The organism is Neisseria weixii (assembly GCF_042658245.1).
GTDB lineage: Bacteria > Pseudomonadota > Gammaproteobacteria > Burkholderiales > Neisseriaceae > Neisseria > Neisseria weixii.
Genome location: NZ_JBHSPY010000007.1, coordinates 38,673 through 52,294, shown reverse-complemented (window position 1 = coordinate 52,294; position 13,622 = coordinate 38,673). Strand labels below are relative to the sequence as shown.

Here is a 13,622-nt window from a genome sequence, read left to right as displayed (position 1 = left end):
TCTTACTTGGAGCAAAGAGTAAGTGTATGCGGGTGTAGCTCAATGGTAGAGCAGAAGCCTTCCAAGCTTACGGTGAGGGTTCGATTCCCTTCACCCGCTCCAATGGACAATTTAGCCCATGTAGCTCAGGGGTAGAGCACTCCCTTGGTAAGGGAGAGGTCGGCAGTTCAAATCTGCCCATGGGCACCATCTCATTTATTTATCCACATTTTTATATTTTTAATTAAACACTTAGAATAGGATTTATTGCCATGGCTAAGGAAAAATTTGAACGTAGCAAACCGCACGTAAACGTTGGCACCATCGGTCACGTTGACCATGGTAAAATCACTCTGACTGCTGCATTGACTACGATTTTGGCTAAAAAATTCGGTGGTGCCGCTAAAGCTTACGACCAAATCGACAATGCACCGGAAGAAAAAGCCCGCGGTATTACCATTAACACCTCTCACGTAGAATACGAAACCGAAACCCGTCACTACGCACACGTAGACTGTCCTGGTCACGCCGACTATGTGAAAAACATGATTACCGGCGCGGCACAAATGGACGGCGCGATTTTGGTGGTATCTGCCGCTGACGGCCCTATGCCGCAAACCCGTGAGCACATCTTGTTGGGTCGCCAAGTAGGTGTACCATACATCTTGGTGTTCATGAACAAATGCGACATGGTTGACGACGAAGAGTTGTTGGAATTGGTTGAAATGGAAATTCGTGACTTGTTGTCAAGCTACGATTTCCCAGGCGACGACTGCCCGATCATCCAAGGTTCTGCGTTGAAAGCGTTGGAAGGCGATGCTGCTTACGAAGCCAAAATCTTTGAATTGGCCGATGCATTGGACAGCTACATCCCAACTCCGGAACGTGCCGTTGACAAACCATTCCTGTTGCCAATCGAAGACGTATTCTCAATTTCTGGCCGTGGTACTGTAGTAACCGGCCGTGTAGAACGCGGTATCATCCATGTAGGTGACGAGATCGAAATCGTTGGTCTGAAAGACACTGCAAAAACCACTTGTACCGGTGTGGAAATGTTCCGCAAATTGCTGGACGAAGGTCAAGCAGGTGACAACGTAGGTGTATTGTTGCGCGGTACCAAACGTGAAGAAGTTGAACGTGGTCAAGTATTGGCTAAACCGGGCTCAATCACTCCGCATACCAAATTCAAAGCAGAAGTATACGTACTGAGCAAAGAAGAAGGTGGCCGTCATACTCCGTTCTTCGCCAACTACCGTCCGCAATTCTACTTCCGTACTACTGACGTTACCGGCGCGGTAACTTTGGAGGAAGGCGTAGAAATGGTAATGCCGGGCGAAAACGTAGCGATTACGGTTGAGCTGATTGCACCAATCGCGATGGAAGAAGGCTTGCGTTTTGCGATTCGTGAAGGTGGCCGTACCGTAGGTGCCGGTGTTGTATCTTCTATCATTGCTTAAGTTTTAGAAGGCCAGTAGCTCAATTGGTAGAGTATCGGTCTCCAAAACCGAGGGTTGGGGGTTCGAGACCCTCCTGGCCTGCCAAATAAAAATTAACCGGCCTTAGTGCCGGTTGATTTTTTTGCTATTTTATTTCTATTGGTTGATTTGTTTTAACCATTGTATGACTGCGAGCAGTATATCGATATATGCTGTACATGCTGTATCCATGCTATGGAAAGTGAGTTCAAAATGCCTGATCGTATGCCTGAAGATAGAGCGGATAAAGTGGGGCGGGTTGTCAAATCCGATAGCAATGTCCCTACCACACCGCAGCGCGAAGGGTTCGCTTATTTTCGAAATTCATGGATTGAATTTAAGAAAGTAGTTTGGCCGGCTCGTGATGATGCGGTCAAAATGACTGTATTTGTGGTGATTTTCGTAGCAATTTTGGCTGCGTTTATTTATGCAGTCGATACAGCGGTTTCATGGTTATTTTTTGATTTGTTATTGAAGAGGGGATAAAAATGTCAAAACGTTGGTATGTTGTACAGGCTTATTCCGGCTTTGAAAAAAATGTCCAAAAAACATTGAAAGAGCGTATTTCGCGCGAAGGGATGGAAGAGTATTTCGGCCAAGTGCTGGTTCCGGTCGAAGAGGTGGTTGATATTAAAAATGGCCGCCGTACTATCAGTGAGCGTAAATTTTACCCTGGCTATGTCTTGGTTGAAATGGAAATGACCGATGAGTCATGGCATTTGGTAAAAAGTACTCCGCGTGTATCTGGTTTTATTGGTGGTACTGCCAATCGCCCATTGCCTATTTCTCAACGTGAAGCTGATGTAATTATGCAACAGGTTCGCACCGGTGTTGAAAAACCAAAACCAAAAGTTGAATTTGAAGTGGGTCAATCGGTTCGTGTTAATGACGGTCCTTTTGCTGATTTCAATGGCGTGGTAGATGAGGTTAATTACGAGCGTAATAAGCTGCGTGTTTCTGTGCAGATTTTTGGTCGTGAAACACCCGTTGAGTTGGAATTTGGCCAGGTCGAAAAGATTTAATCGAATTAATGTCTTGAATTAAAATACATTAAGTTTTATAATTAAAAATTCGTTTTGGGAAGCGGAATGGTTCTGCGTTATACCCGTCTTTTAGGAGTCTTTTTAAAGTGGCAAAGAAAATTGTAGGCTACATTAAGCTGCAAATTGGTGCAGGTAAAGCCAACCCATCTCCTCCAGTTGGTCCGGCATTGGGTCAACGTGGTTTGAACATTATGGAATTCTGTAAAGCATTTAATGCTGCAACCCAAGGTATGGAACCTGGTTTGCCGATTCCTGTTGTGATTACTGCATTTGCAGATAAATCATTCACATTTGTGATGAAAACGCCTCCGGCTTCTATCTTGTTGAAAAAAGCTGCTAGTCTGCAAAAAGGTAGTGCCAATCCATTAACCAATAAAGTGGGTAAAGTAACTCGCGCTCAATTGGAAGAAATCGCGAAAACCAAAGAGCCTGATTTGACGGCTTCTGATTTGGATGCTGCGGTGCGTACTATTGCTGGCTCAGCCCGTTCTATGGGCTTGGATGTGGAGGGTGTGTAATGGCTAAAGTTTCTAAACGATTGAAAGCTTTGCGCTCTTCTGTTGAAGCGAATAAATTGTATGCAATTGATGAAGCAATTAGTTTGGTGAAAAATGCCGCAACTGCTAAATTTGATGAGTCAGTTGATGTGTCATTCAACTTGGGTGTAGATCCTCGTAAATCTGACCAAGTAATTCGTGGTTCAGTAGTATTGCCTAAAGGTACCGGTAAAACCACTCGCGTGGCTGTATTTGCTCAAGGTGCTAATGCTGATGCTGCTAAAGAAGCCGGTGCTGATGTTGTCGGTTTCGATGATTTGGCTGCTGAAATTAAAGGCGGTAACTTGAACTTTGACGTTGTGATTGCTTCTCCGGATGCAATGCGTATTGTCGGTCAGTTGGGTACTATCTTGGGGCCACGTGGTTTGATGCCTAACCCTAAAGTAGGTACCGTGACCCCTAATGTTGCTGAAGCTGTGAAAAACGCTAAAGCCGGTCAAGTACAATACCGTACTGATAAAGCAGGTATCGTGCATGCTACCATCGGTCGCGCTTCATTTGCTGAAGCCGATTTGAAGGAGAACTTTGACGCATTGCTGGACGCTATCGTTAAAGCAAAACCTGCTGCTGCAAAAGGCCAATACTTACGTAAAGTTGCCGTTTCAAGCACAATGGGTTTAGGTGTTCGCGTAGATACTTCTAGCGTAAACAACTAAGAATTTTCAGACGGTCTTCTTGAAGACTGTCTGGATTTGGGCTACTTAAAAATATTAAGTAGATGTCCAAGACCGTAGGGATCGTAAGATTTAATCGTTATTGCCCTACGCAGACGGTAGTCCTGAAACAAATTGCAAGAAAGCTTGTAAGATGTCTTTTTAGGTTACCGCGCTGGTGGAATACTGAGAAAGTATTCTGTTGATAAACAGTGGGAGGTAGACCTTGAGTCTCAATATTGAAACCAAGAAGGTGGCCGTTGAAGAGATTAGTGCAGCGATTGCCAATGCACAAACTCTGGTGGTTGCCGAGTATCGCGGTATCAGTGTTGCCAGCATGACAGAGCTGCGTGCAAATGCACGTAAAGAGGGCGTATACTTGCGCGTTCTGAAAAATACTTTGGCTCGTCGTGCAGTAGAAGGTACTTCATTTGCAGGTTTGGCAGATCACATGGTGGGTCCGCTGGTTTATGCTGCTTCTGAAGATGCTGTAGCTGCTGCAAAAGTGCTGCATCAATTCGCGAAAAAAGATGACAAAATCGTTATTAAGGCTGGTTCTTATAATGGCGACGTACTGGATGCTGATCAAGTAAACGAGTTGGCTTCTATTCCTAGCCGTGAAGAATTGCTGTCTAAACTGTTGTATGTTATGCAGGCACCTGTTGCCGGCTTTGCACGCGGTTTGGCTGCATTGGCTGAGAAAAAAGCTGGCGAAGAAGCTGCTTAATCGATTTTGTTTCATTTGAAGATTAATTTTTAATACAATATTTGGAGTTTAAATAGCATGGCTATTACTAAAGAAGACATTTTGGAAGCCGTTGGTTCTTTGACCGTTATGGAATTGAACGACTTGGTTAAAGCTTTTGAAGAAAAATTCGGCGTTTCTGCTGCTGCCGTTGCTGTTGCCGGTCCTGCTGGTGCTGGTGCCGCTGCTGCTGAAGAAAAAACTGAATTCGACGTAGTATTGGCTTCTGCCGGCGAACAAAAAGTTGGTGTGATTAAAGTGGTTCGTGCCATCACTGGTTTGGGCTTGAAAGAAGCTAAAGACATCGTTGACGGCGCACCTAAAACACTTAAAGAGGGTGTTTCTAAAGCTGAAGCCGAAGACATTCAAAAACAACTGGAAGAAGCCGGCGCTAAAGTCGAAATCAAATAATCATCATTTGATACTTTCAGTAAAGGCTGGCAGATATCTGCCAGCCTTATTTTGCGTTTTAATCAAGCATAAAATAATTATTTACATTTATTTGCATTTGCGCCTTGAAATAAATATAAATAAATGTAAATAGCATCACAAAATTGTCGTCGCAAAGTTTTTCAGACGGCATTTCTATTCAAAGCCACCCTTCGGAGTGTATATGAACTATTCGTTTACCGAGAAAAAACGTATCCGTAAGAGTTTTGCCAAACGAGAGAACGTATTGGAAGTTCCCTTTTTGCTGGCAACTCAAATTGATTCTTATGCAAAATTTCTGCAATTAGAAAATGCTTTCGACCAACGTACCGATGATGGTCTGCAAGCAGCATTCAATTCTATTTTCCCAATCGTCAGCCACAATGGCTATGCACGCCTGGAATTTGTCCATTACACCTTGGGTGATCCGCTGTTTGATATTTCTGAATGTCAATTGCGCGGTATTACTTACGCTGCGCCTTTGCGCGCACGCATCCGCTTGGTGATTTTGGATAAAGAAGCCTCTAAACCGACCGTAAAAGAAGTGCGCGAAAACGAAGTATACATGGGTGAAATCCCATTGATGACGCCGAGCGGCTCTTTTGTCATTAATGGTACCGAGCGCGTTATCGTTTCTCAGTTACACCGTTCCCCAGGTGTATTCTTTGAGCATGACCGCGGTAAAACTCATTCTTCGGGTAAATTATTGTTCTCTGCCCGCATTATTCCTTACCGTGGCTCATGGTTGGATTTTGAGTTTGATCCGAAAGATCAACTGTATTTCCGTATTGACCGTCGCCGTAAGATGCCGGTAACCATTTTGTTGAAAGCACTGGGTTACAATAACGAGCAGATTTTGGATACCTTCTACGACAAAGAAACCTTCTTCTTGTCAAAAAGCGGTGTGCAAACCGAATTGATTCCAGGCCGTCTGAAAGGCGAAACCGCTAAAACCGATATTGTTGATGCCGAAGGTAACGTTTTGGTAACCAAGGGCAAACGCATTACCGCTAAAAATATCCGCGATATTGCCAATGCCGGTTTGACCCGTTTGGATGTTGACCCTGAAACCTTATTGGGCAAAGTATTGGCTGCTGATTTGATCGTGCCGGATACCGGTGAAGTATTGGCTGTGGCCAACGATGAAATCACCGAAGAGTTGTTGGCGAAACTGGATATCCACGGTATTGAGCAAGTCACCACTCTGTACATCAATGAATTGGACCAAGGCGGTTACATTTCCAGCACGTTGCGTACAGATGAAACCGCCGACCAACAAGCTGCCCGTGTGGCGATTTACCGTATGATGCGTCCGGGCGAACCGCCTACCGAAGAGGCTGTGGAAATGCTCTTCAACCGCTTGTTCTTCAGTGAAGACAGCTATGACTTGTCGCGTGTAGGCCGTATGAAATTCAATACCCGCACCTATGAGCAAAAATTGTCTGAAACGCAACAAGGTTCTTGGTATGGCCGTTTATTAAATGAAACCTTTGCCGGTGCGGCTGAAAAAGGTGGTTACGTACTGAGCATTGAAGATATTGTGGCTTCGATTGCAACGTTGGTTGAGTTGCGTAACGGTCACGGTGAAGTGGACGATATCGACCACTTGGGTAACCGTCGTGTGCGTTCTGTTGGTGAATTGACTGAAAACCAATTCCGCAGCGGCTTGGCTCGTGTTGAACGCGCAGTGAAAGAGCGTTTGAATCAAGCAGAATCTGAAAACCTGATGCCACATGATTTGATCAATGCCAAACCCGTTTCTGCTGCCATTAAAGAATTCTTCGGTTCAAGCCAGTTGAGCCAATTTATGGATCAAACCAACCCATTGTCAGAAGTAACGCATAAACGTCGTGTTTCTGCCTTGGGCCCGGGTGGTTTGACCCGTGAGCGTGCCGGCTTTGAGGTACGTGACGTACATCCGACCCACTATGGCCGTGTATGTCCGATTGAAACACCTGAAGGCCCGAACATTGGTTTGATTAACTCGCTGTCTGTTTACGCGCGTACTAATGATTATGGTTTTTTGGAAACGCCATACCGCCGTGTGATTGACGGTAAAGTAACCACTGAAATCGATTATTTGTCGGCGATCGAAGAAGGCCGTTATGTGATTGCACAGGCAAATGCCGAATTGGATGCCGAAGGTAACCTGATCGGTGATTTAGTAACATGTCGTGAAAAAGGCGAAACCATCATGTCTACGCCTGACCGCGTGCAATACATGGACGTAGCAACCGGTCAAGTGGTATCGGTAGCGGCTTCCCTGATTCCGTTCTTGGAACACGATGACGCGAACCGTGCCTTGATGGGCGCTAACATGCAACGTCAGGCCGTGCCTTGTTTGCGCCCAGAAAAACCGATGGTCGGTACTGGCATCGAACGTTCGGTAGCTGTGGACTCGGCAACTGCGATTGTGGCCCGTCGTGGCGGCGTAGTGGAATATGTTGATGCCAACCGCGTAGTGATTCGTGTACATGACGATGAGGCAACTGCCGGTGAAGTAGGCGTGGACATCTACAATCTGGTGAAGTTTACCCGCTCTAACCAATCGACCAACATCAACCAACGTCCGGCCGTAAAAGTAGGCGATGTGTTGCAGCGCGGCGACTTGGTAGCTGACGGCGCTTCAACCGATTTGGGTGAATTGGCGCTGGGACAAAACATGACCATCGCCTTTATGCCTTGGAACGGTTACAACTACGAAGACTCGATTTTATTGTCTGAAAAAGTGGCTGCTGATGACCGCTATACCTCGATTCACATTGAAGAATTGAACGTTGTGGCGCGTGATACCAAGCTGGGCGCCGAGGATATTACCCGCGATATTCCGAACTTGTCAGAGCGCATGCAAAACCGTCTGGACGATTCCGGTATTGTGTACATCGGTGCTGAAGTAGAAGCCGGCGACGTGTTGGTGGGCAAAGTGACCCCGAAAGGCGAAACCCAATTGACGCCTGAAGAGAAACTGTTGCGTGCTATTTTCGGTGAGAAAGCGTCTGATGTAAAAGACACTTCATTGCGTATGCCGACCGGTATGAGCGGCACAGTGATTGACGTACAAGTGTTTACCCGCGAAGGTATCCAACGCGACAAACGTGCCCAATCGATTATTGACTCTGAGTTGAAACGCTACCGTCAAGACTTGAGCGATCAATTGCGTATTTTTGATAACGATGCTTTTGATCGTATCGAGCGTATGATAGTCGGTCAAAAAGCTAACGGTGGTCCGATGAAGTTGGCCAAAGGCAGTGAAATTACAGCCGAATACTTGGCTTCTGCCGCCAGCAAACACGATTGGTTTGACATCCGTTTGGCCGATGAAGATTTGGCCAAACAATTAGAGCTGATTAAGCTGAGTCTGCAACAAAAACGCGAAGAAGCGGACGAGTTGTATGAAGTGAAGAAGAAAAAGCTGACTCAAGGCGACGAATTGCAGCCGGGCGTACAAAAAATGGTAAAAGTATTCATCGCCATCAAACGTCGTCTGCAAGCCGGTGACAAAATGGCCGGCCGCCACGGTAATAAAGGTGTGGTATCACGTATTCTGCCGGTGGAAGATATGCCTTACATGGCAGACGGCCGTCCGGTTGACATCGTATTGAACCCATTGGGCGTACCATCGCGTATGAACATCGGTCAGATTTTGGAAGTGCACTTGGGCTGGGCGGCAAAAGGCATCGGTGAACGCATTGACCGCATGCTTAAAGAGCAGCGCAAAGCCAGCGAATTGCGTGAATTCTTGAATAAGTTGTACAACAACAGCGGTAAGCAAGAAGACCTCGATAGCTTGAGCGATGATGAAATCATCGAATTGGCTTCCAACCTGCGTAAAGGTGCTTCTTTCGCTTCTCCGGTATTCGACGGTGCGAAAGAATCTGAAATCCGTGACATGCTGAATTTGGCTTACCCAAGTGACGATCCTGAAGTGGAAAAATTGGGCTTTAACGATACCAAAACCCAAATTACCCTTTACGATGGCCGTTCAGGCGAAGCTTTCGACCGCCGCGTAACCGTAGGCGTAATGCACTACTTGAAACTGCACCACTTGGTTGACGAGAAAATGCACGCCCGTTCGACCGGTCCTTACAGCTTGGTGACCCAACAGCCTCTGGGCGGTAAAGCGCAGTTCGGTGGACAACGTTTCGGTGAGATGGAGGTTTGGGCGCTGGAGGCTTACGGTGCCGCTTACACGCTGCAAGAAATGTTGACCGTGAAGTCTGATGACGTGACAGGTCGTACCAAAATGTATGAAAACATTGTGAAAGGCGAGCACAAAATCGACGCCGGTATGCCTGAATCCTTCAACGTATTGGTTAAAGAGATTCGCTCATTGGGCTTGGATATTGATTTGGAACGTTACTAAACGACGCTTTCAGACGGCCTCTTCTATTTTTAGCAATAGGCCGTCTGAAAGGACACGGTGCATTAAGCCGGCCATCACAAAAATGTTTAAAGGCCGTCTGAAAAGCTGTGTCATTCCATCTGAATCCTGATCTGCCAAGCGGTAAAAATACTTCCTTCAAGGAGCAAAAATGAATTTGTTGAACTTATTTAATCCGTTACAAACAGCGGGCATGGAAGAAGAGTTTGATGCCATTAAAATAGGCATCGCCTCTCCGGATACCATCCGCTCTTGGTCTTACGGTGAAGTGAAAAAGCCGGAAACCATCAACTACCGTACGTTCAAACCGGAGCGCGACGGTTTGTTCTGCGCCAAAATTTTCGGCCCGGTGAAAGACTACGAATGTTTGTGCGGTAAATACAAGCGCTTGAAATTTAAAGGCGTAACCTGTGAAAAATGTGGCGTAGAAGTGACTTTGTCTAAAGTTCGTCGTGAGCGCATGGGACACATCGAATTGGCTGCGCCTGTTGCCCACATCTGGTTTTTGAAATCACTGCCGTCACGCTTGGGTATGGTTTTAGACATGACCCTGCGCGACATCGAACGCGTATTGTACTTTGAAGCCTTTGTGGTGACTGATCCGGGTATGACCCCGCTGCAACGCCGTCAATTGCTGACCGAAGACGATTACTACAACAAATTGGACGAATACGGCGACGATTTCGATGCCAAGATGGGTGCTGAAGGTATCCGCGAATTGCTGCGAACATTAGATGTGGCCGGTGAAATCGAAATATTGCGTCAAGAATTGGAATCAACAGGTTCTGACACCAAAATCAAAAAAATCGCCAAACGTTTGAAAGTGTTGGAAGCGTTCCATCGTTCAGGTATGAAACTTGAGTGGATGATTATGGACGTGTTGCCGGTATTGCCGCCTGATTTGCGTCCGTTGGTGCCTTTGGATGGCGGCCGTTTTGCCACTTCCGATTTGAATGATCTGTACCGTCGCGTGATTAACCGTAATAACCGTCTCAAACGTTTGTTGGAGTTGAGCGCACCGGACATCATTGTACGCAACGAAAAACGTATGCTGCAAGAAGCAGTCGACAGCTTGTTGGATAATGGCCGTCGCGGTAAAGCCATGACCGGTGCGAACAAGCGCCCACTGAAATCGTTGGCCGACATGATTAAAGGTAAGGGCGGCCGCTTCCGTCAAAATCTGTTGGGTAAACGTGTGGACTATTCTGGCCGTTCGGTGATTACCGTGGGCCCTTACCTGCGCCTACACCAATGTGGTCTGCCCAAAAAAATGGCTTTGGAGCTGTTCAAACCGTTTATTTTCCACAAGCTGGAAAAACAAGGCTTGGCAACCACCGTTAAAGCGGCTAAAAAATTGGTTGAGCAAGAAGTACCGGAAGTATGGGACATCTTGGAAGAAGTCATCCGCGAACACCCAATCATGCTGAACCGTGCGCCGACGCTGCACCGTTTGGGTATTCAAGCATTTGAGCCGATTCTGATTGAAGGCAAAGCCATTCAGTTACACCCATTGGTGTGTGCCGCGTTTAATGCCGACTTTGACGGTGACCAAATGGCGGTTCACGTTCCATTGAGCTTGGAAGCGCAAATGGAAGCACGCACTTTGATGCTGGCTTCGAACAACGTATTGTCTCCGGCCAACGGCGAACCGATTATCGTACCGTCTCAAGACATCGTATTGGGTCTGTACTACATGACCCGCGACCGCATCAACGCTAAAGGCGAAGGCAGCCTGTTTGCCGACGTGAAAGAAGTACACCGCGCGTACCACACTAAACAAGTGGAGTTGGGTACCAAAATCACTGTGCGCCTGCGTGAATGGGTGAAAAATGAAAACGGTGAATTAGAGCCGGTAGTCAACCGCTACGAAACCACCGTAGGCCGTGCTTTGTTGAGCGAAATTCTGCCTAAAGGCCTGCCGTTTGAATACATTAACAAGGCACTGAAGAAAAAAGAAATTTCTAAGCTGATTAACGCCTCATTCCGCCTGTGCGGCCTGCGCGACACCGTGATTTTTGCCGACCACCTGATGTACACCGGTTTTGCATATGCAGCTAAAGGCGGTATCTCAATTGCGGTCGACGATATGGAAATTCCGAAAGAAAAAGCCGTATTGCTGGCCGAAGCGCAAGCCGAAGTGAAAGAAATCCAAGACCAATACCGTCAAGGTTTGGTGACCAACGGCGAACGCTACAACAAAGTGGTCGATATTTGGGGACGTGCCGGTGACCGCATTGCCAAAGCGATGATGGACAACCTGTCTACCCAAAAAGTAATTGACCGCGAAGGCAACGAAGTGGATCAAGAGTCGTTCAACTCCATCTATATGATGGCCGATTCCGGTGCCCGTGGTTCGGCAGCCCAGATTAAACAGCTTTCCGGTATGCGTGGTCTGATGGCCAAACCGGACGGCTCGATTATCGAAACGCCGATTACGTCTAACTTCCGTGAAGGTCTGACCGTATTGCAATACTTTATTGCGACCCACGGTGCGCGTAAAGGTCTTGCCGATACCGCCTTGAAAACCGCAAACTCCGGTTACTTGACCCGCCGTTTGGTGGACGTGACCCAAGACTTGGTGGTGGTGGAAGACGATTGCGGCACAACTGATGGCTTCGTAATGAAAGCCGTGGTACAAGGTGGTGACGTGATTGAAGCCTTGCGCGACCGTATTTTGGGCCGTGTGACTGCTTCCGATGTGGTTGACCCGTCAACAGGCGAAACCTTGGTAGAGGCCGGTACTTTATTGAACGAAAAACTGGTTGACATGATTGACCAATCTGGTGTGGATGAAGTGAAAGTACGCACGCCGATTACCTGTAAAACCCGTCACGGTTTGTGTGCCCAATGTTACGGCCGTGACTTGGCGCGCGGTAAACTGGTAAATGCAGGTGAAGCGGTCGGTGTGATTGCCGCCCAATCAATTGGTGAGCCGGGTACCCAGCTGACCATGCGTACCTTCCACATCGGTGGTGCGGCTTCCCGAGCAGCTGCTGCCAGCCAAGTGGAAGCCAAATCTAACGGTACCGCACGTTTCAGCAGCCAAATGCGTTATGTTGCCAACAACAAAGGCGAACTGGTGGTGATTGGCCGTTCTTGCGAAGTGGTGATTCACGATGACATCGGCCGCGAGCGCGAACGTCATAAAGTGCCTTACGGTGCCATTTTGCTGGTACAAGACGGCGAGGCCATTAAAGCAGGTCAAACCTTGGCAACATGGGATCCGCATACCCGTCCGATGATTACCGAACATGCCGGCTTGGTGAAATTTGAAAACGTGGAAGAAGGCGTGACCGTTGCCAAACAAACCGATGATGTAACCGGTTTGTCTACCTTGGTCGTAATTGATGGTAAACGCCGCTCTGCCGGTACCTCTAAATTGTTGCGCCCAACGGTGAAACTGTTGGACGAAAACGGTTTGGAAATCTGCATTCCGGGTACCTCAACTCCGGTATCGATGGCCTTCCCGGTAGGCGCGGTGATTACCGTGCGTGAAGGTCAGGAAATCGGTAAAGGTGACGTGTTGGCGCGTATTCCGCAAGCATCGTCTAAAACCCGCGACATTACCGGTGGTCTGCCGCGTGTGGCCGAATTGTTTGAAGCGCGTATCCCGAAAGATGCCGGTATGCTGGCTGAAATCACCGGTACCGTTTCCTTCGGCAAAGAAACCAAGGGTAAACAACGCTTAATCATCACCGATGTTGACGGCGTGGCTTACGAAACCTTGATTTCAAAAGAGAAGCAAATCTTGGTGCACGACGGCCAAGTGGTGAACCGCGGTGAGACCATCGTTGACGGTGCCGTTGATCCACATGATATTCTGCGTCTGCAAGGTATCGAAGCATTGGCACGCTATATTGTTCAAGAAGTGCAAGAAGTTTACCGCCTGCAAGGTGTGAAGATTTCCGATAAACACATCGAAGTCATCATCCGCCAAATGCTGCGTCGTGTGAATATTGCCGACTCGGGCGAAACCAGCTTCATTACCGGTGAGCAAGTCGAGCGTGGCGATGTGATATTGGAAAACGAGAAAATGATTGCCGAAGGTAAAGAGCCGGCGCGTTACGAAAACGTGTTATTGGGTATTACCAAAGCGTCGTTGTCGACCGACAGCTTTATCTCAGCGGCTTCCTTCCAAGAGACTACCCGCGTCTTGACCGAAGCAGCGATTATGGGCAAACAAGACGAACTGCGCGGTTTGAAAGAAAACGTCATTGTCGGCCGCCTGATTCCTGCCGGTACCGGTTTGACCTACCACCGCAGCCGTCGCCAGCAAACCCATGGCGGAGAAGTCGAGCAACTGCAGATTGAAGACTCGGCAGAGTAAGCTGAAATAAATCGCCATATAGATAGATGGTTC

The 13,622-nt window shown here is 47.5% G+C and carries 9 protein-coding genes and 3 tRNA genes; all 12 read left to right on the top strand.

Going from position 1 to position 13,622, the window contains the following annotated elements:
- Positions 1-28 precede the first annotated feature (28 nt).
- The 12 genes from ACFPVS_RS05565 to rpoC all read left to right on the top strand — a co-directional run bounded on the left by ACFPVS_RS05565 (position 29) and on the right by rpoC (position 13,589).
- Positions 29-102, top strand: a tRNA-Gly gene (locus ACFPVS_RS05565).
- Between the two features lie 12 nt (positions 103-114).
- Positions 115-189, top strand: a tRNA-Thr gene (locus ACFPVS_RS05560).
- A 62-nt stretch (positions 190-251) separates the two neighbouring features.
- Entirely contained in the window at positions 252-1,436 is a 1,185-nt protein-coding gene (tuf, locus tag ACFPVS_RS05555; RefSeq protein ID WP_378595478.1) for an elongation factor Tu, read from the top strand.
- A gap of 8 nt (positions 1,437-1,444) precedes the next feature.
- Positions 1,445-1,520: transfer RNA gene (locus ACFPVS_RS05550), tRNA-Trp, on the top strand.
- Between the two features lie 147 nt (positions 1,521-1,667).
- A complete protein-coding gene (gene secE, locus ACFPVS_RS05545) occupies positions 1,668-1,940 on the top strand; it encodes a preprotein translocase subunit SecE (RefSeq protein ID WP_096294485.1) in 273 nt (90 codons plus the stop codon).
- A 2-nt stretch (positions 1,941-1,942) separates the two neighbouring features.
- On the top strand, positions 1,943-2,476 hold the full coding sequence (gene nusG / locus ACFPVS_RS05540) for a transcription termination/antitermination protein NusG (protein WP_096294486.1): 534 nt from the start codon (positions 1,943-1,945) through the stop codon (positions 2,474-2,476).
- Between the two features lie 107 nt (positions 2,477-2,583).
- Entirely contained in the window at positions 2,584-3,015 is a 432-nt protein-coding gene (rplK, locus tag ACFPVS_RS05535) for a 50S ribosomal protein L11 (RefSeq protein ID WP_096294487.1), read from the top strand.
- Positions 3,015-3,710, top strand: coding sequence for a 50S ribosomal protein L1 (rplA, locus tag ACFPVS_RS05530; protein ID WP_096294488.1), 696 nt, complete (start codon positions 3,015-3,017; stop codon positions 3,708-3,710). The genes rplK and rplA overlap by 1 nt, the downstream gene beginning before the upstream one ends.
- A gap of 223 nt (positions 3,711-3,933) precedes the next feature.
- Positions 3,934-4,434: a 50S ribosomal protein L10 gene (gene rplJ / locus ACFPVS_RS05525; RefSeq protein WP_096294489.1), complete on the top strand. Its 501-nt coding sequence runs from the start codon at positions 3,934-3,936 to the stop codon at positions 4,432-4,434.
- 57 nt (positions 4,435-4,491) lie between these two features.
- Positions 4,492-4,863, top strand: coding sequence for a 50S ribosomal protein L7/L12 (gene rplL / locus ACFPVS_RS05520; RefSeq protein WP_003769706.1), 372 nt, complete (start codon positions 4,492-4,494; stop codon positions 4,861-4,863).
- Between the two features lie 202 nt (positions 4,864-5,065).
- Complete coding sequence (gene rpoB, locus ACFPVS_RS05515) at positions 5,066-9,244, top strand: DNA-directed RNA polymerase subunit beta (protein WP_096294490.1); 4,179 nt, start codon at positions 5,066-5,068, stop codon at positions 9,242-9,244.
- Positions 9,245-9,413: 169 nt separating this feature from the next.
- Positions 9,414-13,589, top strand: a complete 4,176-nt coding sequence (gene rpoC, locus ACFPVS_RS05510) for a DNA-directed RNA polymerase subunit beta' (protein WP_096294491.1) — start codon at positions 9,414-9,416, stop codon at positions 13,587-13,589.
- The last annotated feature ends 33 nt before the right edge of the window (positions 13,590-13,622 follow it).

Bases quoted from the DNA above. Each gene is read 5' to 3' on its own strand.
- tuf (WP_378595478.1), top strand. From the start codon at position 252: ATGGCTAAGGAAAAATTTGAACGTAGCAAACCGCACGTAAACGTTGGC.
- secE (WP_096294485.1), top strand. From the start codon at position 1,668: ATGCCTGATCGTATGCCTGAAGATAGAGCGGATAAAGTGGGGCGGGTT.
- nusG (WP_096294486.1), top strand. From the start codon at position 1,943: ATGTCAAAACGTTGGTATGTTGTACAGGCTTATTCCGGCTTTGAAAAA.
- rplA (WP_096294488.1), top strand. From the start codon at position 3,015: ATGGCTAAAGTTTCTAAACGATTGAAAGCTTTGCGCTCTTCTGTTGAA.
- rplL (WP_003769706.1), top strand. From the start codon at position 4,492: ATGGCTATTACTAAAGAAGACATTTTGGAAGCCGTTGGTTCTTTGACC.
- rpoB (WP_096294490.1), top strand. From the start codon at position 5,066: ATGAACTATTCGTTTACCGAGAAAAAACGTATCCGTAAGAGTTTTGCC.
- rpoC (WP_096294491.1), top strand. From the start codon at position 9,414: ATGAATTTGTTGAACTTATTTAATCCGTTACAAACAGCGGGCATGGAA.